Origin of the sequence: Pilimelia columellifera subsp. columellifera, assembly GCF_039532605.1 — a bacterium.
Classification (GTDB): Bacteria; Actinomycetota; Actinomycetes; order Mycobacteriales; family Micromonosporaceae; genus Pilimelia; species Pilimelia columellifera.
The window spans coordinates 96,867-122,387 of sequence record NZ_BAAARY010000013.1 but is presented as its reverse complement, the minus strand read 5'-3'; the positions used below and the strand labels follow the sequence as shown (position 1 = coordinate 122,387).

The 25,521-nt window shown below is 71.6% G+C and carries 27 protein-coding genes; 18 read left to right on the top strand and 9 right to left on the bottom strand.

Annotated features, from left to right (window positions below; all coding sequences use genetic code 11):
- The 5 genes from ABD287_RS14135 to ABD287_RS14115 form a co-directional block, all read left to right on the top strand.
- The coding region (locus tag ABD287_RS14135) for a hypothetical protein (protein WP_344173132.1) at window positions 1-259 on the top strand (259 nt) is incomplete at its 5' end.
- A gap of 313 nt (window positions 260-572) precedes the next feature.
- Window positions 573-2,660: a VWA domain-containing protein gene (locus ABD287_RS14130; RefSeq protein WP_344173130.1), complete on the top strand. Its 2,088-nt coding sequence runs from the start codon at window positions 573-575 to the stop codon at window positions 2,658-2,660.
- Window positions 2,660-3,262 (top strand): cob(I)yrinic acid a,c-diamide adenosyltransferase, encoded by a 603-nt coding sequence (cobO, locus tag ABD287_RS14125; RefSeq protein WP_344173128.1) that lies wholly within the window; start codon window positions 2,660-2,662, stop codon window positions 3,260-3,262. Before ABD287_RS14130 ends, cobO begins: the two co-directional genes overlap by 1 nt.
- Entirely contained in the window at window positions 3,256-4,635 is a 1,380-nt protein-coding gene (locus ABD287_RS14120; protein WP_344173126.1) for a cobyrinic acid a,c-diamide synthase CobB, read from the top strand. Before cobO ends, ABD287_RS14120 begins: the two co-directional genes overlap by 7 nt.
- The gene (locus tag ABD287_RS14115) at window positions 4,632-5,030 is read left to right on the top strand and encodes a cobalamin biosynthesis protein (RefSeq protein WP_344173123.1); all 399 of its coding nucleotides are present in this window, start codon (window positions 4,632-4,634) and stop codon (window positions 5,028-5,030) included. Before ABD287_RS14120 ends, ABD287_RS14115 begins: the two co-directional genes overlap by 4 nt.
- Before the next feature lie 19 nt (window positions 5,031-5,049).
- Here the strand turns inward: ABD287_RS14115 and ABD287_RS14110 are convergent, their stop codons facing one another.
- Together ABD287_RS14110 and ABD287_RS14105 are read right to left on the bottom strand one after the other, a co-directional pair.
- Window positions 5,050-5,403 carry a response regulator gene (locus ABD287_RS14110; protein WP_344173121.1) on the bottom strand — a complete coding sequence of 118 codons (354 nt, stop codon included), beginning with the start codon at window positions 5,401-5,403 and terminating at the stop codon, window positions 5,050-5,052.
- A 38-nt stretch (window positions 5,404-5,441) separates the two neighbouring features.
- Entirely contained in the window at window positions 5,442-6,176 is a 735-nt protein-coding gene (locus tag ABD287_RS14105) for a LamG domain-containing protein (RefSeq protein ID WP_344173119.1), read from the bottom strand.
- Between the two features lie 161 nt (window positions 6,177-6,337).
- On the opposite strand from ABD287_RS14105, the gene secA2 reads away from it, so the two are divergent.
- The 3 genes from secA2 to ABD287_RS14090 all read left to right on the top strand — a co-directional run bounded on the left by secA2 (window position 6,338) and on the right by ABD287_RS14090 (window position 9,968).
- Window positions 6,338-8,629: an accessory Sec system translocase SecA2 gene (gene secA2 / locus ABD287_RS14100; protein WP_344173117.1), complete on the top strand. Its 2,292-nt coding sequence runs from the start codon at window positions 6,338-6,340 to the stop codon at window positions 8,627-8,629.
- 5 nt (window positions 8,630-8,634) lie between these two features.
- Window positions 8,635-9,597 (top strand): endo alpha-1,4 polygalactosaminidase, encoded by a 963-nt coding sequence (locus tag ABD287_RS14095; RefSeq protein WP_344173115.1) that lies wholly within the window; start codon window positions 8,635-8,637, stop codon window positions 9,595-9,597.
- Between the two features lie 113 nt (window positions 9,598-9,710).
- A complete protein-coding gene (locus ABD287_RS14090) occupies window positions 9,711-9,968 on the top strand; it encodes a hypothetical protein (protein WP_344173112.1) in 258 nt (85 codons plus the stop codon).
- Between the two features lie 124 nt (window positions 9,969-10,092).
- Here the strand turns inward: ABD287_RS14090 and ABD287_RS14085 are convergent, their stop codons facing one another.
- Window positions 10,093-11,376 carry a citrate synthase gene (locus ABD287_RS14085; RefSeq protein WP_344173110.1) on the bottom strand — a complete coding sequence of 428 codons (1,284 nt, stop codon included), beginning with the start codon at window positions 11,374-11,376 and terminating at the stop codon, window positions 10,093-10,095.
- Between the two features lie 419 nt (window positions 11,377-11,795).
- Here ABD287_RS14085 and ABD287_RS14080 point away from each other — a divergent pair, with 419 nt between their 5' ends.
- The 3 genes from ABD287_RS14080 (at window position 11,796) to ABD287_RS14070 (ending at window position 13,933) form a co-directional block, all read left to right on the top strand.
- Window positions 11,796-12,296, top strand: a complete 501-nt coding sequence (locus tag ABD287_RS14080) for a protealysin inhibitor emfourin (protein ID WP_344173108.1) — start codon at window positions 11,796-11,798, stop codon at window positions 12,294-12,296.
- A 192-nt stretch (window positions 12,297-12,488) separates the two neighbouring features.
- Window positions 12,489-12,971 carry a CAP domain-containing protein gene (locus tag ABD287_RS14075; protein WP_344173106.1) on the top strand — a complete coding sequence of 161 codons (483 nt, stop codon included), beginning with the start codon at window positions 12,489-12,491 and terminating at the stop codon, window positions 12,969-12,971.
- A gap of 128 nt (window positions 12,972-13,099) precedes the next feature.
- Window positions 13,100-13,933 carry a mechanosensitive ion channel family protein gene (locus tag ABD287_RS14070; protein WP_344173104.1) on the top strand — a complete coding sequence of 278 codons (834 nt, stop codon included), beginning with the start codon at window positions 13,100-13,102 and terminating at the stop codon, window positions 13,931-13,933.
- 102 nt (window positions 13,934-14,035) lie between these two features.
- On the opposite strand, the gene ABD287_RS14065 is transcribed toward ABD287_RS14070, so the two are convergent.
- The 3 genes from ABD287_RS14065 to ABD287_RS14055 form a co-directional block, all read right to left on the bottom strand.
- Window positions 14,036-14,302 carry a DUF6401 family natural product biosynthesis protein gene (locus ABD287_RS14065; RefSeq protein WP_425565623.1) on the bottom strand — a complete coding sequence of 89 codons (267 nt, stop codon included), beginning with the start codon at window positions 14,300-14,302 and terminating at the stop codon, window positions 14,036-14,038.
- A 62-nt stretch (window positions 14,303-14,364) separates the two neighbouring features.
- Window positions 14,365-14,583 (bottom strand): hypothetical protein, encoded by a 219-nt coding sequence (locus tag ABD287_RS14060; RefSeq protein WP_344173100.1) that lies wholly within the window; start codon window positions 14,581-14,583, stop codon window positions 14,365-14,367.
- Between the two features lie 81 nt (window positions 14,584-14,664).
- Window positions 14,665-15,864, bottom strand: a complete 1,200-nt coding sequence (locus tag ABD287_RS14055; protein ID WP_344173097.1) for a hypothetical protein — start codon at window positions 15,862-15,864, stop codon at window positions 14,665-14,667.
- Between the two features lie 175 nt (window positions 15,865-16,039).
- On the opposite strand from ABD287_RS14055, the gene ABD287_RS14050 reads away from it, so the two are divergent.
- Window positions 16,040-17,188: a glycosyltransferase gene (locus tag ABD287_RS14050; RefSeq protein WP_344173094.1), complete on the top strand. Its 1,149-nt coding sequence runs from the start codon at window positions 16,040-16,042 to the stop codon at window positions 17,186-17,188.
- A gap of 21 nt (window positions 17,189-17,209) precedes the next feature.
- Here ABD287_RS14050 and ABD287_RS14045 read toward each other — a convergent pair whose 3' ends face one another.
- Window positions 17,210-17,713, bottom strand: coding sequence for a hypothetical protein (locus ABD287_RS14045; RefSeq protein WP_344173092.1), 504 nt, complete (start codon window positions 17,711-17,713; stop codon window positions 17,210-17,212).
- A gap of 314 nt (window positions 17,714-18,027) precedes the next feature.
- Here ABD287_RS14045 and ABD287_RS14040 point away from each other — a divergent pair, with 314 nt between their 5' ends.
- From ABD287_RS14040 to ABD287_RS14020, 5 genes are read left to right on the top strand one after another with little or no spacing between them, the layout of a single operon-like run.
- Entirely contained in the window at window positions 18,028-19,725 is a 1,698-nt protein-coding gene (locus ABD287_RS14040) for an ABC transporter family substrate-binding protein (protein ID WP_344173090.1), read from the top strand.
- A 21-nt stretch (window positions 19,726-19,746) separates the two neighbouring features.
- A complete protein-coding gene (locus tag ABD287_RS14035; RefSeq protein WP_344173088.1) occupies window positions 19,747-20,742 on the top strand; it encodes an ABC transporter permease in 996 nt (331 codons plus the stop codon).
- On the top strand, window positions 20,735-21,604 hold the full coding sequence (locus ABD287_RS14030) for an ABC transporter permease (protein WP_344173086.1): 870 nt from the start codon (window positions 20,735-20,737) through the stop codon (window positions 21,602-21,604). Before ABD287_RS14035 ends, ABD287_RS14030 begins: the two co-directional genes overlap by 8 nt.
- On the top strand, window positions 21,601-22,602 hold the full coding sequence (locus ABD287_RS14025) for an ABC transporter ATP-binding protein (protein ID WP_344173084.1): 1,002 nt from the start codon (window positions 21,601-21,603) through the stop codon (window positions 22,600-22,602). The genes ABD287_RS14030 and ABD287_RS14025 overlap by 4 nt, the downstream gene beginning before the upstream one ends.
- Window positions 22,599-23,624 carry an ABC transporter ATP-binding protein gene (locus ABD287_RS14020; RefSeq protein WP_344173082.1) on the top strand — a complete coding sequence of 342 codons (1,026 nt, stop codon included), beginning with the start codon at window positions 22,599-22,601 and terminating at the stop codon, window positions 23,622-23,624. Before ABD287_RS14025 ends, ABD287_RS14020 begins: the two co-directional genes overlap by 4 nt.
- Before the next feature lie 15 nt (window positions 23,625-23,639).
- On the opposite strand, the gene ABD287_RS14015 is transcribed toward ABD287_RS14020, so the two are convergent.
- Window positions 23,640-23,921, bottom strand: a complete 282-nt coding sequence (locus ABD287_RS14015) for a GNAT family N-acetyltransferase (protein WP_344173080.1) — start codon at window positions 23,919-23,921, stop codon at window positions 23,640-23,642.
- Window positions 23,922-23,946: 25 nt separating this feature from the next.
- On the opposite strand from ABD287_RS14015, the gene ABD287_RS14010 reads away from it, so the two are divergent.
- Complete coding sequence (locus ABD287_RS14010; protein WP_344173078.1) at window positions 23,947-24,321, top strand: hypothetical protein; 375 nt, start codon at window positions 23,947-23,949, stop codon at window positions 24,319-24,321.
- Between the two features lie 76 nt (window positions 24,322-24,397).
- Here the strand turns inward: ABD287_RS14010 and ABD287_RS14005 are convergent, their stop codons facing one another.
- Window positions 24,398-25,375, bottom strand: coding sequence for an aldo/keto reductase (locus ABD287_RS14005; protein WP_425565622.1), 978 nt, complete (start codon window positions 25,373-25,375; stop codon window positions 24,398-24,400).
- Between the last annotated feature and the right edge of the window lie 146 nt (window positions 25,376-25,521).

The window sequence follows — 25,521 nt, the reverse complement described above, 5'->3', positions numbered from 1 at the left end:
GCCAGCCCCCGAAACCTCGGCGACATCGTCCGCGCAGCCGTCCACCTCACCCACTTCGAATACCGGTACCTACCGAACCCTCGTTGAGATCACCTCAATCGACGTAGCTTTGCTGCCGCGCGCACTGGGCAGCATGAGCGTCCCCGAGATCGAGTCCGTGCGAGCCGGCGGGATCTTCGCAGCAGAGCGCGATCTCTACTGGCGGCCTACCCGCCTGCGGGAGGTCATGGCAGCCTGCCGGAAGGGTGAGCATCTGTAACTCCTGACACACCGGCCTCCCTGCGCACATGGGCAACACAGGCCACGTAGGCAACGACCAGGACATACGGGAACTCCGGCACAGGGCGCTGGGGCTCCCTGCCTTCTGCCTGTGCAAGTGGCCTGGATAGGCTCTTGTTTTACAGCGATATATCAACGGATCGTAATGGGTACCTAACGCGCTTGGGACGGTCCCGCCACTGTGACCGGGCTTGCCCGGGAGTCAGGAACTTCCGTCGCTTGAGCCACCCACCATCGCGGGCGTGGACACCCGCGGAAGGGACACCGCGCATGCTGTCGCGTCTGATCGGGCGATGACCTCGCCCTACCCGTTCTCCGCCGTCGTCGGGCTGCCCGAGTTGCGGCTCGCGCTCCTGCTCAACGCCGTCTCCCCAGCCATCGGCGGGGTGCTCGTGCGCGGCGAGAAGGGCACCGCCAAATCCACCATCGTCCGAGCCGTCGCAGCGCTGCTGCCGCAGGTCGACATCGTCCGCGGTTGCCGCTTCGCCTGCCATCCGGCCACCCCGGACCAGGCCTGCCCGGACGGGCCGCACGACCCGTCCGCCGCATCGCAGACCCGCCCGGCCGCGCTGGTCGAGCTGCCGGTCGGCGCCACCGAGGACCGGGTCACCGGCACCCTGGACATCCACCGGGCCCTCGGCGACGGCGTCAAGGCGTACGAGCCGGGCCTGTTGGCCGCGGCGCACCGCGGCGTGCTCTACGTCGACGAGGTCAACCTGCTCCCCGACCACCTCGTCGACCTGCTGCTGGACGCCGCCGCGATGGGCCGGGCGCACGTCGAGCGCGACGGGGTGTCGATTAAGCACGCAGCCCGCTTCCTGCTGGTCGGCACGATGAACCCCGAGGAGGGAGAGCCGCGCCCGCAGCTGGTCGACCGGTTCGGGCTGGTGGTCTCGGTGACCGCGCCACAGGAGCCTGCTCCGCGGGCTGAGGTCGTCCGGCGCCGGCTCGCCTACGAGGTCGACCCGGAGGGCTACGCCGCCCGTTGGGCCGAGGCCGACGCCACGCTGGCCGTCCGGATCAGTCAGGCCCGCGAACGGCTGCCGCGCGTGTCGCTGCCCGATGCCGAGCTGGACCGGATCGCCCGCATCTGCCTCGACTACCGCGTTGACGGTCTGCGCGCCGACATCGTCGTCGCCCGCACCGCCGTGGCGATGGCAGCCTGGCACGGCCACACCACGGTCGCTGTCGGCGACGTGCGGGCCGCCGCCCGACTGGCGCTACCGCACCGCCGTCGCCGCGACCCGCTCGACCCGCCCGGAGCGGACGCCGAGAAACTCGACGAGGTCCTGGACCGGCACGCCCCCGAGCACGGCCCCGAGGACGAGCCGCCGGCCGGCCCTGACGACTCCGGTCCCGACGGCGGCCCGGAGGACGGACCGTCGGACGGCCCGGGCCCCTCCGACAACGGCGCGCCTGACCAGCCTCCGGTCCAGCGCGAGGACGGCGCCCGCCCCGCTCCGTCGCACGGTCGAGGCCCTGGCCAGGACGTTCCAGAACCCGACCCGGCCGGATCGCGGCCTCCTGGCGTCGACGCTGGGGAGGCCGGCGCCCCACCTGACGCAGCCGATCCGAACGACCCGTACCGCCGCCCGGACGCCGCCGCGGCCGGCGCCGCCGTGTCGATGGCCGCCCCGTTCCGCCCCCAGACGCTGCGTCTGCGTGGCCGTGGTCGGGGCGGACACGCCGGACGACGCTCGGCCGCCTTCGCCCGCCGTGGTCGGGTCGTCGGCTCACGGCGGCCGGTCGGCGTCCTCACCAGCCTGCACCTGACTGCCAGCCTGCGCGCCACCGCCCTGCGCGGGGCCAGGACCGCCGAGCGGACCGACCTGCGTGAGGCGATCCACGTCGGACGCGAGTCCAACCTGGTCCTTTTCGTCGTCGACGCCTCCGGCTCGATGGCGGCCCGCCAGCGGATGAGCACCGTCAAGACGGCGGTGTTGTCGCTGCTGCGCGACGCCTACCAGCGTCGGGACCGGATCGGCATGATCACCTTTCGGGGCGCGGGCGCGTGGCTGGACCTCCCGCCGACCTCCAGCCACGAGGTCGGCGTCGTCAAGCTCGCCGAGCTGCGCACCGGCGGACGCACCCCGCTGGCCGCCGGGCTGCGGCTGGCGGCCAGCACCCTGGCAGCCGAGCGGCGGCGGGACCCCCGGCGCCGCCCGTTGCTGGTGCTTGTCACCGACGGCCGGGCCACCGCCGGCGGGGACCCGCTGATCGCTGTGGGGGAGCTGACCGGAGTCGACACGGTCGTCCTGGACTGTGAGTCCGGGCCGGTCCGGCTCGGACTGGCCCGCCGGCTGGCCGCCGCGCTCGGCGCCGACTGCCTGCCGTTGACCTCGCTGGACGCCGCCAGTGTCTCGACCAGAAAGGCCGCCTGATGCCGCAAGGACAGCCCGAAAGCGTCCCCGACGACGGCCTCACCACCAGGCAACGGCGTCGCCAGCCGGTTCTCGCCGTCCACACCGGCCCGGGCAAGGGCAAGTCGACCGCCGCCTTCGGGATGGCCCTGCGGGCCTGGTCGCAGGGCTGGCCGGTCGGGGTGTTCCAGTTCGTCAAGAGCCCCCGGTGGCGGGTCGGCGAGGAGGCCGCGTTGCGGACACTCGGCGAGTCCGGCAAGGGCGGCGAGGTGACCTGGCACAAGATGGGCGAGGGTTGGTCCTGGATCCAGCGCCCCGGCGCCGAGCGCGACCACGCCGTCGAGGCGGCCGAGGGCTGGGCGCAGATCAAACGCGACCTGACCGCCGAGACCTACCGCTTCTACGTCCTCGACGAGTTCACGTACCCGATGAAGTGGGGGTGGGTGGACGTGGGGGAGGTGGTGGCGACGCTACGCGCCCGCCCGGGAACCCAACACGTCGTCATCACCGGACGCGACGCGCACCCCGACCTCGTCGCGGCGGCCGATCTCGTTACCGAGATGACGAAGGTGCGGCACCCGATGGACGCCGGACGTAAGGGCCAGGCCGGCATCGAATGGTGACCGACGCCGGCACGCTGCGCGTGCCCCGGGTGGTGATCGCCGCGCCGGCGTCGGGCCACGGCAAGACCACGGTCGCGACCGGGTTGCTGGCCGCTTTCGCCGCCCGTGGCACCGTCGTCGCCCCGTTCAAGGTGGGCCCGGACTACATCGACCCCGGCTACCACGCGTTGGCCGCCGGCCGTCCGGGCCGCAACCTGGACCCGGTGATGGTCGGCGAGGACCTCGTCGCCCCGCTGTTCGCCCACGGCGCGACCGGGGCCGACCTGGCCGTCGTCGAGGGTGTCATGGGCCTGTACGACGGGCGGGTCGGGGCAGGCGAGCTGGGCTCGACCGCCCAGGTCGCGGCGCTGCTGCGGGCGCCGATCGTGCTCGTCGTCGACGCTGCCGCGCAGGGCCGTTCGGTGGCGGCCCTCGTGCACGGGTTCCGCAGCTTCGGCCAGGTCCACATCGGTGGCGTCATCCTGAACCGGGTGGGCTCGAACCGGCACGAGTCGCTGCTGCGCGAGGCGTGCGAGGAGATTGGCGCGCCGGTGCTCGGGGTGCTGCGGCGCCACGAGGCGGTGGCCGCGCCGTCGCGCCATCTCGGGCTGGTCCCCGCGGTGGAGCGCCGCGCCGAGGCCACCGCGTCGGTGCGGGCGCTGGCCACGCTGGTGGCCGAGTCGGTGGACCTGGACGCGGTCGCCGCGCTGGCGGCCACCGCCGGACCGCTCAGCACCGGTCGTTGGACGCCCGGCGGGCCGGTGACTGACCGCCGTCCGGTGGTCGCCGTGGCCGGCGGCCCGGCGTTCAGCTTCGGGTACGCGGAGACGCCTGAACTACTGGCCGCGGCCGGCGCGCAGGTGGTCACCGTCGATCCGCTGCGCGACGCGGCGCTGCCCGACGGCGCGCGGGCGCTGGTCGTCGGCGGGGGCTTCCCCGAGGTGTACGCGGCCGAGCTGTCGGCGAACGCGCCGCTGCGCGCGGCGGTGGCGCGGCTGGCCGCCGCCGGGGCGCCGGTCGCGGCCGAGTGCGCCGGTCTGTTGTGGCTGTGCCGCAGCCTCGACGGGGCGCCGATGTGCGGCGTCCTGGACGCCGACGCCGCGATGACCCCCCGCCTGACCCTGGGCTACCGGGACGCGGTGGCGCTCGCCGACAGCGTTCTGGCCCCGGCCGGCGCGCGGGTGACTGGCCATGAGTTCCACCGCACGGCGGTGACGCCGCGCGCCGGCGCCGGCATGCCCGGCCAGGCGGGGGCCCCCGCCTGGGCGTGGCGCGACGGCGCGCCGGAGGGCTTCGTCGTCGGCGGGGTGCACGCGTCCTATCTGCACCTGCACTGGGCGGGCCAGCCGGAGCTGGCCCGCCGGCTGGTGGCCGCCTGCGCGCGACAGCCATGACGCCGGAGGCGCTGGTGGTGGGCGTCGGGCTCCGGCCACGTTCGGACGCCGCCGCGCTGGAGGCGCTCCTGGCCACCGCCCTCGACGGGCTCTGCTGGGCGTCGGTGCGGGCGGTGGGGACGTTGGACGGCCGGGCTGCCGCGCCGGCCCTGGTCGCGGTCGCCACCGGCCTGGGCTGGCGGGTGTTGTCCTACCCGGCCGCCCGGCTGGCGCAGCTGCCGGCGCCGAATCCGTCCTCGACGGTGGCGGCAGCGGTCGGCACGCCTAGCGTCGCCGAGGCGGCGGCTCTGCTCGGCGCCGCCGAGCTGGGCGCCACGGCGGCCCGCCTGGTCGTCGCCAAACTCTCCGGCGTCGGCTGCACGGCCGCCGTCGCCGGCTGGCGGCTGCCTGGTTGAAGCCCCGTCGCTTCCGGCGTCAGCGGTCGGCAAGCGCCTTGTCGATCTGTTCGAGCAGGTCGTCGCTGCGGAACGGCTTGCGCAGCACGGCTGTCGGCGGCGGGGTTCGCAGCGACGATCCGCTGCCGCTGATGACGATGACCGGCACGCCGTCCAGGAGCCCTTCCGCCGCCGCTCGCGAACACATGTCCGCGCCGTCCATCCGGGGCATCTCCAGGTCGGTGACGAGCAGGTCGGTCTGGCGGCGCCGGAGCCCCTCCAGGCCAGCCTGCCCGTCACTGTGGGCGGTCACCTGGTGACCGGCACGGTCGAGCATCCGGGCGACGAGCGAGCGCAGGTCGTCGTCGTCCTCGGTGAGGGTGATGCGCGCCATGTGGCCAGTCCCAGGTTCTCCTCGGTCGGCGGTCGGGCTCAGCCGCCGATGATGACGAAGATATCGTCGACGCCGCCACCGAACCGGTCCGTGCGGTCGGCCAGGCTGCGGGAGCCGATCCGTAGCGGCGCGGTGTTGGCGATGGTCACCTGCGCCGGCACGGTTGTCCATCCTCGCACCTGATCGTCCACACGGATCGTTAGGCTGGTCCCGGCGCGTTCGCAGCTGATCTGGTGCCACTGGCCGTCGGTGACCGCGATGCTGGACCTGGCCAGGTACTTCTGCCCGGCGGCGGCGCCGGAGATGACGCAGTTCGGCTTTCCGGACGCCCCGATCTGGAGCTTGTACTGGCTGCCGGGGTTCACACCCTTCTGGAGGATGTTCGCCCCCACGCCGACGGCGCCGATGGCCCCGGCGATGGTGGCCCCGTACTTGAGTCGTTGGAGTCCCGGGCTGAGGCTCGCCTTGTGGGGCGCCTCGAAGGTGACCCGCGGGCAGGACGCCACACCGGTGACGCAGCGCCGCGGCATCATCGCCGCCCGGCCGTCGGCCCGGGTGGCGTACTGGACCGCCCCGCCGTCGGCGGCGCGGGGCGTCAGGGTGTTGTTCTGACCGGAGAGGTCGGCGACCCCCGCGGCGGTGGTCTGCGCCGCCTCGAAGCGGTAGAGGGCCACTGGCGTGGGTGTGGTGTGGATGATCGTGGGCGCGGCGGCCGCTGGAGCGCCTGGTGTCACCGCTACCACCAGGCTGAGCAGCAAGTATGCGAGCTTCATATCGGTAATGCTAGTTATAGGAATCTTCGTCGCTTATAGGTTTTTAGTTCTCTTTCGAGCGTATTTGAGGTTGGGTGTGTGGCCGGGCAAATGCCGCAGTCGCGCACTGACGGCCAGCCAGGGGCGCCGACGTTGCGAGCTGTCGCGTACCGTTGCGGCCCATGGGTGTGTCACAGGCGATCCGCAACCGGTTCCGTCGGATCCTCCAGCGTCCCGGCACGACAGTGGACCTCGCTCCGCTGCGCGACCGGCTGGCGGATATCGAGGACAAAGAGGCTGCTCTCACAGAGTTGGACGACGCCGGTCTCACCGAGCGCGCCGGTGACGCCACCGACGTGGCCGACATCTGCGCCATCGGCCGGGAGGCCGCCCGCCGGGCGATCGGCGAACGGCCCTACGACGTGCAGATGCTCGGCGCGATGGCGCTGCTCCACGGCACCGTGGCCGAGATGGCCACCGGCGAGGGTAAGACCCTGACCGCCGCGATCGCCGCGTTCGGCCACGTCCGCCGGGGCGACGGACCGGTCCACATCCTTACCGTCAACGACTATCTGGCCCGCCGGGACGCCGAGTGGATGAAGCCTATCTACGACCTGCTCGGCCTACAGGTCGGCTGGGTCACCGAGGCGTCCACCCCGCAGGAGCGCCGTGAGGCGTACGCCGCCGACGTCACCTACGTCTCGGTCAGCGAGGCTGGCTTCGACTTCCTGCGCGACCAGCTCGTCACCGACGTCGCCGACCGGGTCCAGACCGAGCTGCGCACCGCCATCGTCGACGAGGCCGACTCCATCCTCATCGACGAGGCCCGCGTCCCGCTGGTGCTGGCCGGCGCCGTGACCAGCGAACAGGACCCGGTCCACTCCGCCGCCGCCCTGGTGCGCGGCCTGCGCCGGGGCACCCACTTCACGGTCGCCGACGACGGCCGCAGCGTCGCCTTCACCGGCAAGGGCCTGGCCGCGCTGGAGGAGGAGCTCGGCGGGGTCGACCTGTACGACACCGAGCACGTCGAGCAGCTCACCTCGCTCAACCTGGCGCTGCACGCCCGGGCGCTGCTCAAGCGCGACGTCGACTACCTGGTCCGCGACGGCAAGGTCGAGCTCATCGACGAGTTCCGCGGCCGGGTCGCCCAGCGTCGCCGCTGGCCCGACGGCCTGCAGGCGGCGGTCGAGGCGAAGGAGGGCCTGGACGCCAGCGCCGAGGGCGAGGTGCTCGGGACGATCACCGTCCAGGCGTTCGTCCTGCTCTATGCCAAGATCTGCGGCATGACCGCCACCGCCGTGCTGGTCGGCGACCAGCTGCGGGAGTTCTTCAAGCTTGAGGTCACGGTCATCCCGCCGAACACCCCGAACATCCGCGAGGACCAGGCCGACCGGGTCTACGCCACCCAGGCGGAGAAGGACGAGAACCTCGTCGCCGAGATCATCGCCCAGCATGACACCGGGCGCCCGGTTCTCGTCGGCACGCTTGACGTCAAGGAGTCCGAGCGTCTGGCCGCCGCGCTCTCCGAGGCCGAGGTCCCCTACGTAGTCCTCAACGCCAAGAATGACGCCGAGGAAGCCGCGATCATCGCGGAGGCCGGCGCGCACGGCGCGGTCACCGTCTCCACCCAGATGGCCGGCCGGGGCGTCGACATCCGGCTCGGCGGCTCCGACGGCGCGGACCGGGACCGGGTGGCCGAGCTTGGCGGCCTGTTCGTCATCGGCTTCGGCCGCAACGACAGCCGACGGGTCGACGACCAGTTGCGCGGACGCGCCGGCCGTCAGGGCGACCCGGGCGGATCGGTGTTCTTCGTCAGCCTTGAGGACGAGCTCATCGTCCGGCACGCCGGCGACGTCATCCCGCCCTCACCGGAGATGACCGCCGACGGCCTGGTCACCGACAAGGCGGCTCTGTACGCGGTCGAGCACGCTCAGCGCGTCGCCGAGGGCGTCAACTTCGAGATCCACCGCAACACCTGGCGCTACAGCGTCGTCACCGAGCAGCAGCGCCAGGCGTTGGCCGAGCGGCGCGAGCGCCTGTTGACCAGCGAGATCGCCGCGGTGATGCTGACGGAGAAGTTCCCGGACAAGTGCGCGGAGATCGACCCGGAGGTGTTGTCGCAGGCTGCCCGTTCGATCGCGTTGTATCACCTCGACCGGTTGTGGGCCGCCCACCTGGCCGAGTTGACCGAGGTCCGGGAGGGCGTGCACCTGCGCGCGCTGGGCCGGCTCGACCCGCTGGACGAGTTCCACCGGTCCGCCGTCCCGGCCTTCACCAATCTCATGCCCGAGATCGAGGCCCGCACCACGGCCACCTTCGCCGACACGGACCTCAGCGAGGGCTGGGCGCCGGACCGGGCCGATGTCGCCCGCCCGAGCGCCACCTGGACGTATCTGGTCCACGACAACCCGTTCGGCTCCGAGCTGGATCGGCTCATCAGCGCCGTGGCCCGGCGTATGGGCGGAAGAGGCTGACGCGGATGAGGACAGCCAGGCACGGCTCCCCGGGTCGCCGGTGGCGGCGTCGGTCGGTCATATTCGCGCTGCCGGCCGCGTTGCTGGTCGGCGGGGGCTGCTCGGTGTGGCAACAGGCGCGCGAGCCGCAGGCCCAGGCACGTCCGGAGGCCGTCGCGACGGCGACGCCGTCCGCGGCCGTAGCTACGCCCGGGCCGGTGGCCTCCGTCAAGCCCAGCCCCAAGCCCAGCCTCAAGGCCAGCCCCAGCGCCAAGCCGGCGCTGCGGTGGAAGCCCAAGCTGGTCGCCGGGCAGACCTGGCAGCTCCAGCTCAAGGGCCCGGTTCAGCTCTCGGTCAAGGCGGATGTCTACGACATCGACGGCGCCGACGCCACGGCCGCCCAGATCACGGCGCTGCATGCCCGGGGCGCGAAGGCGATCTGTTACATCAACGCCGGGGCCTGGGAGGACTGGCGGGCCGACCGCGGCCGCTACCCGAGCTCGGTGATCGGCAAGCCGATGGACGGTTGGGCGGGGGAACGCTGGCTCGACATCCGCCGTTGGTCCGCTCTGGAGCCGATTCTGCGGGGCCGGTTCGCCGACTGTCGTCGGAAGGGCTTCGACGGCGTGGACCCTGACAACATGGACGGCTACACCCAACGCTCCGGGTTCACGATCACCGCTGCCGAGCAGCTGACCTTCAACCGGCGGGTAGCCGCCCTGGCCCGTTCGATGGGGCTGGCCGTGGGTCTCAAGAACAACCTCAGCCAGGTCAACGCCCTGGCTGGCGACTTCGACTTCGCGGTCAACGAGTCGTGCGTCAGGTTCAACGAGTGTCACCTGCTGAGACCGTTCCTGCGCGCCGGGAAGCCGGTGTTCCACGTCGAGTACAACGCCTCCCTCGGCGACGTCTGCCCGACCAGTCGCCGGCTCGCTCTCAGCTCGATCCTCGCCGAGGAGGACCTGACCGGGCCACGTCAGGCATGTTGAGTGGCGGTCCCTGTCGGCCAGTCGGCTGATCCTGGTTGCGGCGACGGTGCCGGACGGTTGCATCGACCACGGCGTCATTGCCTACCGGCGTCCCGGTCATCAGACTCTGATGCATGCAGCAGCCATCCGAACGGCAGGTGGTCGCCGTCCACTTCGACTCCGAGCCGGGCGCGGCGGTCCAACGTCACCTGCTGGTACGCATCGAGCACGTCTACAGCCGGCTCGCCCCCACGCATGCCGGCAGACCTGTCGACGAGATCACCGACGAGATGCTCGCCCGGCTCCGGTCATTGGGCGTCAACGTCCTGCCTCGGCAGATCGAGCCGTACGCGCGTTCGCTGTCGTCCATGCGGCCAACCTCAGCCGCCTGACCCCGCGCCTGGGGCCCGGTGGCGCGCAACAGCGACGGACCCGCCGCGGCGGGTGCTGCGGCGGGCCCATGCTTCGTACGATCGCGCCCCGCGCTGAGCGGGGCGCCGTGCTGCTGCGGGCGGGTCAGCGGCTGGCCATCGGCACGAACTTGCGCTCCGGCTCGCCCACATAGATCTGCCGAGGGCGTCCGATCTTGGTAGTCGGGTCGGCCATCATCTCGCGCCACTGGGCGATCCAACCCGGTAGTCGGCCCAACGCGAACAGCACCGTGAACAGCTGCGGCGGGAAGCCCATCGCCTTGTAGATGAGGCCGGTGTAGAAGTCGACGTTCGGGTAGAGCTTGCGCGAGACGAAGAAGTCGTCGGCGAGCGCGACCTCTTCCAGCTTGATTGCGATGTCGAGCAGCGGGTCGGCATTCTGGGTCCGGCCCAGGACCTCCTGCGCGGTCTTCTTGATGATCATGGCGCGCGGGTCGTAGTTCTTGTAGACCCGGTGGCCGAAGCCCATGAGCCGGATGCCGGCTTCCTTGTTCTTGACCCGGCGGACGAACGCGTCGACGTCGTCGCCGCTGTCGTGGATCTGCTGGAGCATCTCCAGGACCGCCTGGTTGGCGCCGCCGTGCAGCGGTCCGAACAGGGCGTTCACGCCGGCCGACACCGATGCGAACAGGTTCGCCTGGGACGAGCCGACCATGCGGACGGTCGACGTCGAGCAGTTCTGTTCGTGGTCGGCGTGCAGGGTGAGCAGCAGGTCGAGGGCCTTGACGAAGACCGGGTCCAGCTCGTAGTCCGCGGTCGGGACGCCGAACGTCATCCGCAGGAAGTTCTCGACGTAGCCGAGGCGGTTGTCCGGGTACATCAGCGGCTGGCCGATGGACTTCTTGTGCGCGTACGAGGCGATCGTCGGCACCTTGGCGATGAGGCGAACCGTCGACATTTCGACCTGCTCGGGATCGAACGGGTCGAGGCTGTCCTGGTAGAAGGTCGACAGCGCGCTGACGGCCGACGACAGCACGGCCATCGGGTGGGCGTCGCGAGGGAAGCCGTCGAAGAAGCGGCGCATCTCCTCGTGCAGGAGGGTGTGCAGCCGGATCCGGTTGCCGAACTCCTCGACCTGGGTGGCGGTCGGCAGTTGGCCGTAGATGAGCAGGTACGAGACCTCCAGGAAGCTGGCGCCCTCGGCGAGTTGCTCGATCGGGTACCCGCGGTAGCGCAGGATGCCGGCGTCGCCGTCGATGTAGGTGATCGCCGAGGTGCACGCCGCGGTGTTCATGAAGCCCTGGTCCAGGGTGACGTGCCCGGTGCTCGACAGGAGCTTTCCGACGTCGATGCCGGGCGGGCCCTCCACCGCCGGCCGGACATCGAGGGGCAGCTTGCCGCCCGGGTGCTCCAGCGTGAAATCAGTCATGACGCTCCCCGCCGTCCGGTCCAACTATGGTCATTCAGGCTCGTTGCCCCACCGTAGCCGTCCCGCGCGCGCCGGCTGCCGTGAGCTGGCAGGAATCCGCTGGCGGCGTGTGAGACGCGCCGGCGGCCCGGGGCGCGGGTCGGCGTCCATGGCTGGGCGTGGGTACGTTACACCGAGCCGATCAGGCGGGAGCGACCGCGGCGAGCGTAACTCGCCGGAGTCCGGGAGGGTGTGATCGATGACACTGCGTCCGGGTGGGGAGCCGTGCCCGTCCCGGCTGCGTCCTATCGGCAGCTGATCAAGGGCTGTCGGCCGTGGTGTCGGCCGGTCGGTCCGGGTCTGTGACGGTCGACGCGACTGTGGCGATCGTTGATGAACACGGGCGGTTCCCGCCTGTGGCGACTGCGGAGGTAGACCTCATGCGTATACGACTTCTGGCGACGCTGACGATGCTGCCGATTCTGGCGGCTGGCTGCGGTCCGGTGGACGCGAGCCGCACCTCCTCGTCGGGGAGCCCCACCGCCTCCAGCGACGCCGCCGCTCCCGTCCCGTCCGGCACTGCCCAGGACCCAGGTAAGGAAGCCTCTCTGCTCTCCTATCACCGCACCGGCGGTTTCGCCGGCTTCGACGATCAGCTGGCGGTGTCGACCGATGGCAGTTACCGGTTGACGCGTCGGCAGAGCGGTGTCCGCACCGGTCAGCTCACCGCCGCCGACCTTGCCGAGGTGCGTCGGGCCAGCGCCGCCGCGAAGATCGCCACCCTGCCGACGACGGCGCCCACGACCGGGATGGCCGACGGGTTCTCGTACGTGCTCACCTACCAGGGCGCGACGGTCAAGGCGGTGGACGGACAGGTGCCGGCCACCCTGGAGCCGCTGCTGTCCGTCCTCAATGAAGTGATCACTCGCTACAGCGCCTGACGCGACGTGCCGAAGGCCCCGCGCGGTCCGGTCCGAACGCGGCGGTGATGCGGCAACCTGCCCGATACCACCGCCTTCCGCAACCGCACCGCCCCGTCCCTCACAGCGGCTCCCCAATCACCGATGGGAATGGCGCAACCGATTGCGCCTGCCACCCAGGCGTCGTCGACGCCTCGGGTTTAAGGAGCCTCGGTGATTTCTGTTCTTCGTCGTATCGCCCCGCTGTTCGCCGTTGTCATTGTCGGCGTCGGCATCCTCACACCCGCAGCCCCCGCCTCAGCGTCACGTGCCGGTGTCCTGGCGGCCCAGGCGGTGGCCGCCACCAACAAGTACCGCGTCGCGCACGGCTGCCGCGCCGTCCGGGTCAACTCGGCGCTCGCCCGCACCGCCCGCCTGCACAGTTACGACATGGCCCGTCGCGGCTACTTCAGCCACGTCGGCAAGACCACCGGGACGTTCGTTCAGCGCGCGCGCCGTCAGGGTTACAACTTTGCCGTCGGCGAGAACCTGGCCATGGGCCACACCAACGCCACGACCCTCGTCTACTCCGGGTGGGGCAAGAGCCCCGGCCACCGTCGGAACCTGTTGGACTGCCGGGCCAAGACGGTCGGGATCGGCGTGCACTTCAACGCCAAGGGCGTCCCGTACTGGACCCAGGTGTTCGGAGCGCGCTGACGCCACCGTCCGCATGCCGCGTAGAACGGCGCTGACCTCATCGAGGTCAGCGCCGTTCTCGCTGTGGTTGAACCAGTCTGTCGCGGGTATGCGGCGAGTCCCAGTGGCCGCTTGGACAGGAGGATCCCATGGGTGACATCAGCGCCGCGTTGACTGATATGTGGTCAACGGTTCTTGTCTTCGTCCCCAAGGCTCTGGCTTTCCTGGCCATCCTCGCCCTGGGTTGGATGGTCGCGATCGCGGCGCGTCGCCTCGTAGGCAAGCTGCTGGCCAAGGCCGGGTTCGACCGGCTCACCCACCGTGGCTCCCTGGGCCGGGCGATGGCCCGCAGCAGGATCCAGGGAAGCGACATCCTGGCCCGGCTCACCTACTACGCGTTGTTGCTGGTGACGCTACAGCTCGCCTTCGGCGTCTTCGGGCCGAACCCGGTCAGCAATCTCATCGACGGGGTCGTGAGCTGGCTGCCCAAGGCGTTCGTCGCGATCGTCATCGTCGTGGTAGCCAGCGGGATCGCGACCGCAGCCAGGGACCTCATCAGCGGGGCGCTCAGCGGGCTGTCGTACGGCCGGCTGCTGGGCACGACCGCGTCGGTGTTCATCACCGCGATGGGTATCATCGCGGCCCTCAACCAGGTCGGCATCGCCACCGCTGTCACCACGCCGGTTCTCGTCGCCGTGCTGGCCACCGTGGCCGGCATCATGATCGTCGGCGTCGGCGGCGGTCTGGTGCGTCCGATGACTCAGCGCTGGGACCGCTGGCTGGACCGGGTCGAGGCCGAGTCGTCGGTGATCAGCGAGCGGGCGCAGGGCTTCGCCGCCGGTCGAAACGACCTTGACCGGCAGATGGCCGACCGCGCGCCCGCCTCGGCCGACGCGGCGATGGCCACCTCAGCGGGCCCGTCGGCGACCGCGGGCGCCCCGGGCACGACCGCGTCCAGCGCCGGGTCGGGCGACCTGACCTGAGGTCGCCGGGAACGCGGGCGGGAACGCGGTCAGGGCCGCCCCCGGGTGGGGGCGGCCCTGAACTGCGTCATGTAGCCCGGTATGGCCGGAGCCGGCGGGTGTTCAGCTGCTGAGCACGCACACGGCGATCAGTCGCACCAGCACCCAGTCCGCGCGGGTCCAGTCGATCGGCGTGTCGGGGGCGGACCAGCCGTGGTCGGTGGCGGCCTCACGTAGTCCGGTGGCGTACCCGGCCAGCCCGGCGCGCGTCATCGGCCGGCCGGTCGCCCGGATGCTGTCGCGCACGGCGGCGGCGTGCTGGTCGATCGCGGCTGCCAGGCCCGGCACGACCGCGGCGACCGCGAGGCCCGTCTGGCCGAACTCTGACATCAGCGACGAGAGCGTCACCTCCGCGGTGTGCCGGTCGATCCGGCCGGCGCCGGCGCGGATGTTCACCGGCGCTTCCCCGGGTCGACGGCGGCCGCGGCCCGTTCGGAGGCGTCGTCGGCGATGATCACCGCGGCTACCAGTCCGGCGACGCAGATGCTGAACAGCCACGAGGCATCCGGAAGGACCATCGCCTGCACGGGGGCGTAGGCGCTGACCAGGACGAAGCCGGCCCAGGCCAGCCGCCGCTGACGGGGCTTGAGAAGTCGGGTTCCATCACGCATGTCGACCAGTGTGCGGGGCGGCACGGTGTGCGACGGCTATCCAAACGGGTGCGGCTGGGTAGCCGTCCGGACCGACGTGCGTCAGGCAGGGATCGCGGACAGGTCCAGAGCCCGCCACTTGTACTCCCGGCCCGGCAGCCCTTCAGCCCACCACAGCAGCGAGCCCTGGGACTCGACCACGGCGGCGCCTTCGGCGATCCGGACGGTCTGCTGGCGGGCCAGGTCGACCAGTTGCAGGGTGATCGTCCCCTTCTCCGGCCCCTCCGAGACGCCCAACGCCTCGAACCGGTCGAACAACCCGATGTCGTTCATGACCGCCGCCGCGTTCGGGCCGGCGATCCGGCGCCGTTCGGCGCCGTCAGGACGCATCATGTCGGTGCGGGAGATGCCGCTGGAGCCCACGACGCCAATCCGGCACCAGGACGGACGACACCGGATGCTCTCCGACGGGCTCGACCGCACCACCTGGCTCTTGCCGGTCTTCAGGTTGAAGATCGTCGCCGGAACCGACACCGCGCTCTCGGCCGTGGTCAGCCACGGCCACGTCGACAGCGACAGCAGCGTGGGCACCGTGCGTCGGGTCACCTTCCCGCCGGCCAGCGGGATCGAGCGCACCTCGGCCGGAATGGTCTTGATGTTGCCGCCGGAGACCCAGTGGGCGGCGCCCTCGGCGATGACGACATCGAAGCCGCTCTTTCGGAACACCGCGTTGCCGGTGTCGGCGGTGAGGGACCGGACGGCCCCCGTCTTCAGATCGGCCCGCCAGATCGTGGTGAGCTGGTTGGCGGGCCCGCCGGTGGTCGTCTCAGCCCACACCAGGACGTCGCCGGAGGCGGCGAAGCCGTTGAAGTTGGGGTCCCGGCTGCCGGCGACCCGACGCAGCTCGGTGATCCGGCCGTCGGCGGCGCGGGTCAGCAGCCGGTGGGTCTCGCCGTCCGGGGTCCGCGCGATGCCCACCGACAGCTGGGTGTTGAGGTACAGCCTCGGGGTGTAGGTGGTGTTGTCGTCGAGGACGCCGACCTGGGGCGCCGACGCGGTGACGCCGGGCCACGCCTCGGCCATGGGGACGTCACCCAGACCCGGGGTCGGCAGGGGCGTCGGCTCGGCCGCCGGCTGGCTGAGAAGCGCCGCTCCGGCGGCGATCGCCGCCACGACCGCGAGCCCGCCGACCAGGGCGCGTCCCTTGACCGCCGACACCGCCCGGGCGGCTGTCGCGAGGGGCCTGCGGCCCTGACGGGCGCCGGGGGTTGTCACCTTCGTCGAGGTGCGTCGCTGTGCCACCCGGGCAGACTAGCGTGGTCGGCATACATGTCGAAACGTCTATGTGGTCGTTGGCGGGCGGCGCCATGGGGCTGGCGCCTTCGCCGGGTGGCCGACAGCACGGGACCGCTGAGGCGCACGACGACCTACGGCCGGTTCATGTTTATCTGCGCCCCCGTGGGGCACTCGACCCGCTGTGCCCCCGCGGATTGCGATCATCGCGGCCGGTGTCGATGCCTCGGGCCTGCTCGTCAGCCCCGGCCCGACCGCCCCTGCGGCCCGGCTGGCCAGGTTGACCGCGGCCCTCGCCGACGCCGGTCACGAGGTGTGGGTCTACCCACGGCTGGACCGGGCGGACCTGCCTCCGCGCTTCGGGCTGCCAGCCGGCGCGCAGGTGGCCCCGATGGCCACCACGGTCGTCCACGGGCTCGCCCCGTCCGAGGTCGCCGAGCGGGCCCGCGCCGACGGACTCTGGCTCGCCAACCGTTGGACCGACCCCGCCGAACGCCCCCAGGTGGCGCACCCGCTGTGCTGGTGGAGCGGGGCGCTCGCCGCGCCCGCGGCGATGGATTCGGACATCGCCCTGGTGCAGAGTTTCGGCGACACCGGGCCGGTGGACCCGGCCGGTCGCGCGAGCTGGCGGCGGGCGCTTGGCGCGGCCGCCGATCAGATCATCGCCTCGTCACATGCCGAGATCGCCGGCCTCGTCCGCGACGGGCTGCCACGACAGATGATCACCTTGGTGCGGGACGGCGTCGACACGGTGTCGGCCGTGCCGCCCGAGCCCGCCGCCCGTCCGGGCGGCCCACGGCTGCTCATCGCGGGCGAGCCCAGCGTCGCCGCCGGCCACGCTGACCTGCTGGCGGCGTTGCCATGGGCCCCGACGGTCGAGTGCGTGGCGCTCGCCAGGCCCGCTGACGACTGGTTCTCCCGGGCCGCTGCCGACGCGGGGCTCGCCGACCGGATCGTCCGACCGGAGAACGTCGACCTGGCGGAGTGGCTGGGCAAGGCGGACCTCGTGGTGTGCCCGCCACGGACGTCGGACGCCGAGTCGGTGGCCGTGGCGCTGGAGGCGATGGCGTGCGGCGCCGCGGTGGTCGCCACCGCGGTGGGAGCGCTGGCCGAGACTGTCGTCGACGGGCTCACCGGCGCCCTGACACCGCCGGCGAACGGTCGACGCCTCGGATCGGCCATCCGGCTGCTGCTGGCGGACCCGGTCCTGCGGATGGCCTACGGCACCGCGGGTCTGGACCGGGCCCGGCACTGTTACTCCTGGCAGCGGTGCGCCGGACAGCTGTCCGGGGTGTACGCGCGGGTCAGCCGCAGGAGCACGGTGACGGTCTGACCCGCGCGGACGGGTCGACGGTCAGTCGGCGAGGATCGCCGCGAGCTCGTCGCGGAAGTGCCGCTCGGCCTCGGTCACCTGCTCGCCGCCGATGCCCAGCAGCCCGCCGCTGCGGGTCGCCGTGACGACCGCGTCGGCGATCTCGGTCAGCCAGTGCCGGTAGGCGCCGGACTCGCCCTCGCTGGCGCGTCCCTCGAGCAGGGCCGCGGCGGCGCGGGCCCGGACCAACGTGTCCGCGACCGTCGCTGCCGGGTCAGCCGGGGTGATCGCCGGCGGCATCTCGCCGGCCTCGGGGTCGCCGACCCGGCTGAGCAGCTCCACGGCGACCGCGTTGACCAGCGGGCTCGCCGATTCACGGCCGGCGGAGATGACCTCGTGGCCGGCGGCGCTCTCGGCGCGGCTGCGGCGGCCGCTGTCTGACTCCACGGCGCTCGCGGCGGTGACGACCGCCTCGGGCAGGCCGACCAGCAGCCCCCATTCGTCGTCGGTGAAGCCCAACTTCTCGTGCGTCGTCTGTTCTGTCACCACACCACGATCCCATGGCCGCGACGGGCTCGCGCGTCGAGCGCCCCGACCGGGCCAGGCGCCGCCTGCGAGGCGGTGGCCGGCCAACGGCCGATCCATGCGATGACAGTCGATGCGCAGGGTGATTGCCACAGTGGATATATCCGGCTGGCAGCCACGCAAGGTGAGGTTTCCGTCTCGATAACGTTGCGAAGGGCGGTCGCATCTTCCCCTCGCCGTGCCGGGCGGGTTTCCTCAACAAACCGTGCTCGGCAGATCCCATGTGGTCCTCGGGGTCGCGGGCGCCAGGACCCCTGGCCTGTGAGGAGGCGTCGATGCGCGCTGTCCGGTTGACCGCGGCGGTCATCGCCGCCCTGACGGTTGTCGCCGCCTGCACCCGACCCGACGACGCCAGCGGAGGCGCCGGCGGCGGCTTCGAAGCCTGCGCCGCCGACCCGGCCGGCTGCAACGCTGGCCCGACCGAGCCGGGCGGGACGATGACCTACGCCCTGGGCAAGGACGTCAAGGCGTGGAACACCCTCTCCAGCGCCGGCAACACCGTTGAGTACCAGCAGGCGCTGGCCGGGGTGCTGGGCGTCGCCCACGTCTTCGCGCCGGACCTCAAACACACCATCAACACCGACACGCTGGCCTCGATGGGGCTGGTGAGCAGCGCGCCGATGACAGTCCAGTACAAGATCCAGCCGAACGCGGTGTGGAGCGACGGGACCCCCATCTCGGCCGAGGACTTCATCTGGGTCTGGAAGGTGATGAACGGCCGCGACTGCACAGGGTGCACGGCCGCCTCGAACGACGGCTACCAGGATATCGCCGCGGTCGCCGGGGCTGACAACGGCAAGACCGTCACCGCGACGTTCAGCAAGCCGTACCCGGACTGGCAGGGCCTGTTCGGCACGCTCTACCCGGCGCACCTGGCCGCCCAGCAGGGCGACCTGGCCGCTGGGTTCTCCTGGATGGAGAAGACGGTGCCGACGTGGTCCGGCGGTCCGTACCGGATCGAGAAGCACGAGCCCAACTTCGCGCTGACGCTCGTCCGCAACGAACGTTGGTTCGGCAAGTCCAAGGCGCCGCTGGACCGGATCGTCTACCGGATCATCACCAACGACGCCGAGCTGGCGCCTGCGCTGCGCAACGGCGAGGTGTCGGCCGTCAACCCGATCGTCACGCCGGACATTCTCGCCCAGGTCCGCGAGGTCCCGGACGTCAACAGTCACCTCGGCAAGGGTCTGTCCTGGGAGCACCTGGACTTCAATCTCAAGAACCCTGCCCTGGCCGACCGGGCGATACGCCAGGCCATCTTCACCGCGATCAACCGCGCCGACATCATCGCCAAGACGGTGGGCCAGTACGCGCCGGACACCCAGCCCATGGGCAGCCACAACTTCGTGCCCACGATGCCCGGCTACGTCGACCACGTCAGCGCCACCGGACAGGGCAGCGGGGACCTGGCCAAGGCCCGGGAGATCCTGGCCAAGGCCGGCTACCGGAGCGCCGGCGGCAAGCTCGTCGCCCCGTCGGGGAAAGCGGTGCCGCCGCTGCGGATCCGCCACACGGTCGGCAACCAGTTGCGCAGGAACACCTGCGAGCTGGTCGCGAACATGGTCAAGGAGCTGGGCGTCGAGGTCCGGGTCGAGCCGACCGACAACCTGGGGGCGACGCTGACCTCCGGCGACTTCGACATCATGATCTTCGCCTGGATGTTGTCGCCGCTGCGGATCGGCGCCGCCTCGTCGCTGTGGGCCTCCTCCAGCGCCAGCAACTACGGCAGGTGGAGCAACCCCGCATCGGACAAGCTGCTCGCCCAGGCGAACCAGATCGTCGGCGACGACGCCAAGGCGTTCGACCTCATCAACCAGGCCGACAAGATCATGACCGAGGACGCGTACGTGCTGCCGCTGTTCCAGCGTGAATCGTTCACGGCCGTCGCCAGCCGGTACGCCAACATTCGACCCAACCCGACGCTCAGCGGCGTGGGGTACAACATCGCCCAGTGGGGACTTCGGGCCCAGTAGGCGACGAGCGGAGCGGATGAGATGTTCGCCTACGCGGCGCGCCGAATGCTGCTGTCCGTGCCGGTGCTGCTGGTGGCCAGTTTCCTGGTCTTCGTCCTGGTGGCCGTCTCCGGCAGCCCCACCGATCCCCTGCGTGCGGTGAACCCGCCGGTTCCCGAGGAGACGATCCGCCTGGAGGAGCGGCGGCTCGGTTGGGACCAGCCGCTGCTCCAACGCTACGGGAGCTGGCTGTGGGGGCTGGTCACCCGCGGCGACTTCGGGCCGTCGGTCAACCCACGCGAGGACATCAACGCCGAGATCGTCACCCGGATGGGGGTGACGTTGCGCCTGGTCGCGGTGGCGATGTTGGTGGCGCTGGTCATCGCGGTGGTCGCCGGCGTCGTCAGCGCCGTGCGGCAGTACTCGGCGTTGGACTACGGCATCACCTTCAGCGGGTTCCTGTTTCTGGCGATGCCCTCGTTCTGGCTCGCAGTCCTGCTCAAGGAGGCTGGCATCTGGATCAACGGCCTGGACGGCGACCCCCGGACCCAGCTGCTGTTCACCATCGGCGACCGGTCCCCCTACCTGGCTGATCCGACCTGGTGGAACCGCTTCGTCGACGTCGCCGGGCACATGATTCTGCCGACGATCTCCCTGGCGTTGATCAGTTTCGCCGCCTGGAGCCGGTTCCAACGCGCCGCGATGCTGGAGGTGCTCGGCAGCGACTACGTCCGGCTGGCCCGCGCCAAGGGGCTGCCGGCCCGGCGGGTGCTCACCCGGCACGCGTTGCGCACCGCGCTCATTCCCCTGACGACGGTGACGGCCATGGACCTCGCCGGCATCCTGGGCGGTGCGGTGATCACTGAGACGGTGTTCCAGTGGCAGGGCATGGGCGCCTACCTCATCGACTCCATCACCACCCGCGACCTCTACGCGGTGATGGCCTGGCTGACCATCTCCGGTCTGCTGGTCGTCGTCGGCAATCTCGTCGCCGACCTGCTCTACGGCGTGCTCGACCCGAGAATCCGGCATGCCTGAGCCTCCGGTTCCGGCCCGTTCGCAGTCGCGGCTGGTCGTGCGCCGCTTCCTGCGGCACCGGCTGGCCGTCGCCAGCCTGGCGACGCTGACGCTCATCGTGCTGTTCGCCTACGTCGGCGGGGCGCTGTGGCGCTACAGCCACCTGGACATCACCCCGGACAATTCCCAGCCGCCGTCATGGGCGCACCCGTTCGGCACCGATTCGATCGGCCACGACACCCTGGCCCAGGTCATGCGGGGGCTCCAGCAGTCCATCAAGATCGCGGTGTTGATCGCGGTGATCGCCACCGTCGTCGGGGCCACCTGGGGCGCGGTGGCCGGCTACTTCGGCCGCCTCGCCGACACCGCGCTGATGCGGGCCGCGGATGTGGTCCTGGTGGTGCCGGGCATCGCCGTGGCCGCCGCGCTCGGCGCCAGCTCCAGCGGACGCTGGTGGCTCATCTCCCTGATCATCGGTGGTCTGGCCTCGGCCTACGTGGCCCGGGTGATCCGCGGGATCGTGCTGTCGCTGCGCGAGCAGGACTTCATCGAGGCGGCCCGGGCGCTCGGCGCCGGCCCCGGCTGGATCATCGTCCGACACCTCATCCCCAACGCGCTCGGCCCGCTCATCGTCAACGCCACCATCCTGGTGGCCGGCGGCATCCTGGCCGAGACCGCGCTGTCGTTCATCGGCTTCGGGGTGCAGAGCCCCGACACGTCGCTGGGCCTGCTCGTCAGCGACGCCCGCTCGGCCGTGCGCACCAGGCCGTGGCTGTTCTACACCCCGGGGGTGTTCATCGTGCTCGTCGCGTTGACGGTCAACTTCATCGGCGACGGGCTGCGGGACGCCTTCGACCCGCGCCAGAGCCGGCGCCGTCGGTGAACTCCCCGGTGCTCGCGGTGCGCGACCTCACCGTCGCCCTGCCCACCGAGGACGGCCAGGTCCAGGCGGTCCGGGGACTGTCCTACGAGGTCGCCGCCGGTGAGGTGCTGGGCATCGTGGGGGAGTCGGGGTCAGGCAAGTCGGTGTCGTCGCTGGCGGTGCTCGGCCTGCTGCCGCGCGACGCCCGCGTCGGCGGGTCGGTCAAGCTGCGCGGCCAGGAGCTGCTCGGCCTGCCCGACCGGGAGCTGAGCCGGGTTCGCGGGCGGCGGGTCGCCATGATCTTCCAGGACCCGATGACGGCGTTGAACCCGGTCTACCCGGTTGGCGCGCAGATCGTCGAGGCGATCGAGGCGCACCAGCGTCCGGGCCGGGGTGTGGCCGAGCGCCGGGCCGTCGAGCTGCTCGACCTCGTCGGGATCGCCGACCCGCGGCGACGATCGTCGTCCTACCCGCACGAGCTGTCCGGCGGAATGCGGCAGCGGGTGGTCATCGCCATCGCGATGGCCAACGACCCGGACGTCATCATCGCCGACGAGCCCACCACCGCCCTGGACGTGACCGTGCAGGCGCAGGTGCTCGAGGCGCTGCGGACCGCCCGGCAGGCCACCGGCGCGGCCCTCGTCCTCATCACCCACGACTTGGGCGTCATCGCCGGCCACGCCGACCGGGTGTGTGTCATGTACGCCGGCGCCCCGGTAGAGACCGGGACCGCCGACGATGTCTTCTACCAGCCGCGGATGCCGTACACGCTGGGTCTGCTGGGCAGCCTGCCGCGCATCGACAACCGGGGCGGACGCCTGACGCCGATCGTCGGCGGCCCGCCGTCGCTGCTGGCGCCCCCGCCGGGCTGCGCGTTCGCGCCGCGCTGCCCGATGACCGTGGACCGGTGCCGGGAGCAGGCGCCGCTGTTGACCGCGGTCGGGGGCGGCCACCGGGCGGCGTGCCACTTCCACGAGCGCCTTGTCGGCGTCAGTCCCCAGGAGGTGTTCGGGCCGTGAGCATCGACTCCACCACGCCGGCGCCGGTGGTGTCGGCCCGGGGCCTGGTCGGGCATTTTCCGGTGCGTTCCCGGGGCCTGACCCGGCGGGTCACCGGCGTCGTCCACGCCGTCTGCGGGGTCTCCTTCGACCTGTACCCCGGTCAGACGCTGGCGCTCGTCGGCGAGTCCGGCTGCGGCAAGAGCACCACGGCCCGGCTGCTGCTCAACCTCATCCGTCCGACCGCGGGGTCGGTGCGTTACGGCGACCGTGAACTCACCGCGCTCAGCCAGCGGCAGTGGCGGCCGCTACGACGCGAGCTGCAACTGGTCTTCCAGGACCCGTACGCCTCGCTTGATCCGCGGATGACCGTCGAGGCGATCATCGGCGAGCCGCTGCGGCTGCACGGCCGCTACGAACCGGCCCGGGTCCGGGAGCTGCTCGACCTCGTCGGTCTCAACCCGGAGCACGCTAACCGGTTTCCGCACGAGTTCTCCGGTGGGCAGCGGCAGCGCATCGGCATCGCCCGGGCGCTCGCGGTCGACCCCCGGGTGCTGGTGCTCGACGAGCCGGTGTCCGCGCTGGACGTCTCGATCCGGGCCGGGGTGCTCAACCTGCTGGCCGATCTCCAGACGACGCTGGGGCTTTCGTACCTGTTCGTCTCGCACGACCTGTCGGTGGTGCGCCACCTGGCCGACCAGGTCGCGGTCATGTACGCCGGGCAGATCGTGGATGCCGGTCGGGCGGACGACCTGTTCGCCAGCCCGGCCCACCCGTACACGGCAGCGCTGCTGTCGGCCGTCCCGGTGCCGGACCCCCGCCGCGAGCGCGCCCGCAGCCGGATCGTCCTCGACGGCGACCTGCCGAACCCCGTCTCGCCGCCGGACGGCTGCCGTTTCCGTGCCCGCTGCCCGGTGTACGCCGGTCGGCTCGCCGAGGCGGAGCGGGTCGCCTGTCGGGACTTCGCGCCGACGCTGCGCGCCGGACCCGGGGCAGCCCAGGTCGCCTGCCACTATCCGCAGACGGCGCCCACGACCGTCTGAACCCGCAATGATCGCTTAGCCGGCGACGATGTCGGTCTGCTCCGGGTTCTGCTCGATGAACCAGGTCACGAACGGGCACAGCGGGGTGACCCGCCGGCCGCTGGCCCGCACCTGGTCGAACACGGCGGTCATCATCGCGCTCGCGACGCCGTGGCCACGCCGGGCCGGGTCGACCTGGGTGTGGGTGAGCACAAGAACGTCGCCGCGCACCTGATAGTCGGCCTGACCGGCCAACTCGCCATCGACCCGCGCCTCGAACCTGCGCTGGTCCGGCTGTTCCGTCACGATGATCCCCATGACAGCGCAGCGTACTCTTGCTCGCATGACGTACCGATCAACCGAAATCACCGTGCCCCGTTCCCCGGTCACCCGTGCGGGTGGCGGCGCCCGTCGCTGGGCTGTCGCTGGCACGCTGGCGCTGGCGCTGGCGCTCACCGGCGTCGCCGGTTGCTCCAGCGAGAACGCCAGCTGCGACCTCAACGCCTGCACGGTCACCTTCGACGGCGTCAACGCCACCGCGAGCGTCCTGGGCGTCGAGGCGAAGGTCGTCTCGGTCCAGGGGGAGCAGGTCACCCTGGAGGTTGCCGGGGCGCAGCAGACGCTGACCGTCGGTCAGCAGGCGGTGGACATCGCCGGCCTCAAGGCGACCCTGGAGAGCGCCGACACCGACAAGATCGTCGTTCGTCTCGCCCGTTGAGCCTGAAGCGCGGGCGCGGTCGACACGATGGCCTGGCCCGGGCGGCAGGACAGCGTCGTGACATGCCCGGTCGCCGTCACCAGCGGTGGTGCAGCTGCGGCCGGATGAGCTCGTCGTAGATCTCGGCGATCATCATCTGGGCCTCGACGTGCAGCGGTCGCAGGCTCGCGGCGGCGGCGTTGCAGCGCGCCTGTTGCGGGCTGCTGGCGCCCGGGATGACCGCGGTCACGCCCGGCTGGTCGATGATCCAGCGCAGCGCGAACTGGGTCATGGTCAGCTCCGGCGGCACCACCGCGCTCAGTTTGCGGACCGCGGTCAGGGCGCCGTGGAAGTCGAGGCCGGCGAAGGTCTCGCCGGGAAGCTCGTCGCGGCGGGCGACACAGCGGTGATCGTCGTCGCCGAACGCGGTCAGCTCGTCGTAGCCGCCGCTGAGCAGGCCACTGGCCAGCGGCGCCCGGGCGATGACGCCCACTCCGGCGGCGAGCGCCGCCGGCAGGACGTGCTCGATGGGCTTGGGCCTGAGCGGGTTGAGCACGATCTCGACGCTGGCCACGCCCGGCCGGGCGATCGCGCGCAGCGCCTGGTCGCAGGTGTCGACGCTGACGCCGTATCCGGTGATCCGCTTCTCGTCGATGAGCAGGTTGAGGGCGTCGAACACCGCGTCGTCGTCGTAGACCGCCGGTGGCGGGCAGTGCAGGTGGACCAGGTCGAGGACGTCCATGCCGAGGTTGGCCCGGGACCGGTCGGTCCAGGCGCGGAAGTTGTCGAGGTGGTAGGAGGCGGGGGCGTTGCCGCCGCGTTGGCCCATTTTCGTGGCGACGAAGACGTCGGCCAGGGGATGGTCGGTCAGGTAGCGGCCGATGACGCGCTCGCTGCGACCGTCGCCGTAGACGTCGGCGGTGTCGACGAGCGTCGCGCCCGCGTCGACGGCGGCGGTGATGGTGGCCACTGCGCGGTCGTCGTCGGCTGGCCCGCGGGCGCCGCTGAACTGCCAGGTGCCGAGCCCGACCACGCCCACCTCAGCCCCCATCCGGGGCAACTCGCGCATTTCCACACACAACAGATTACGCCTGGTTGGGCGCGGCCGCCGGCTTCTTTACCAAAACGTACGTACTGTTTCGGACGACCGGGCGTGCCCGTGGTCTACTACCCCTTCCGGTCAGATATTCGTCGTCGCGCGGCCCTCGCGGGCGACAGTGA

Coding starts and splice junctions, on each gene's coding strand:
- ABD287_RS14065 (WP_425565623.1), bottom strand. CDS start 14,302: ATGTCAGAGTTCGGCCAGACGGGCCTCGCGGTCGCCGCGGTCGTGCCG.
- ABD287_RS14080 (WP_344173108.1), top strand. CDS start 11,796: ATGCGTATACGACTTCTGGCGACGCTGACGATGCTGCCGATTCTGGCG.
- ABD287_RS14035 (WP_344173088.1), top strand. CDS start 19,747: ATGTTCGCCTACGCGGCGCGCCGAATGCTGCTGTCCGTGCCGGTGCTG.
- ABD287_RS14070 (WP_344173104.1), top strand. CDS start 13,100: ATGGGTGACATCAGCGCCGCGTTGACTGATATGTGGTCAACGGTTCTT.
- ABD287_RS14090 (WP_344173112.1), top strand. CDS start 9,711: ATGCAGCAGCCATCCGAACGGCAGGTGGTCGCCGTCCACTTCGACTCC.
- ABD287_RS14095 (WP_344173115.1), top strand. CDS start 8,635: ATGAGGACAGCCAGGCACGGCTCCCCGGGTCGCCGGTGGCGGCGTCGG.
- ABD287_RS14030 (WP_344173086.1), top strand. CDS start 20,735: ATGCCTGAGCCTCCGGTTCCGGCCCGTTCGCAGTCGCGGCTGGTCGTG.
- cobO (WP_344173128.1), top strand. CDS start 2,660: ATGCCGCAAGGACAGCCCGAAAGCGTCCCCGACGACGGCCTCACCACC.
- ABD287_RS14085 (WP_344173110.1), bottom strand. CDS start 11,376: ATGACTGATTTCACGCTGGAGCACCCGGGCGGCAAGCTGCCCCTCGAT.
- ABD287_RS14130 (WP_344173130.1), top strand. CDS start 573: ATGACCTCGCCCTACCCGTTCTCCGCCGTCGTCGGGCTGCCCGAGTTG.
- ABD287_RS14110 (WP_344173121.1), bottom strand. CDS start 5,403: ATGGCGCGCATCACCCTCACCGAGGACGACGACGACCTGCGCTCGCTC.
- ABD287_RS14105 (WP_344173119.1), bottom strand. CDS start 6,176: ATGAAGCTCGCATACTTGCTGCTCAGCCTGGTGGTAGCGGTGACACCA.
- ABD287_RS14060 (WP_344173100.1), bottom strand. CDS start 14,583: ATGCGTGATGGAACCCGACTTCTCAAGCCCCGTCAGCGGCGGCTGGCC.
- secA2 (WP_344173117.1), top strand. CDS start 6,338: ATGGGTGTGTCACAGGCGATCCGCAACCGGTTCCGTCGGATCCTCCAG.
- ABD287_RS14040 (WP_344173090.1), top strand. CDS start 18,028: ATGCGCGCTGTCCGGTTGACCGCGGCGGTCATCGCCGCCCTGACGGTT.
- ABD287_RS14010 (WP_344173078.1), top strand. CDS start 23,947: ATGACGTACCGATCAACCGAAATCACCGTGCCCCGTTCCCCGGTCACC.
- ABD287_RS14015 (WP_344173080.1), bottom strand. CDS start 23,921: ATGGGGATCATCGTGACGGAACAGCCGGACCAGCGCAGGTTCGAGGCG.
- ABD287_RS14115 (WP_344173123.1), top strand. CDS start 4,632: ATGACGCCGGAGGCGCTGGTGGTGGGCGTCGGGCTCCGGCCACGTTCG.
- ABD287_RS14120 (WP_344173126.1), top strand. CDS start 3,256: ATGGTGACCGACGCCGGCACGCTGCGCGTGCCCCGGGTGGTGATCGCC.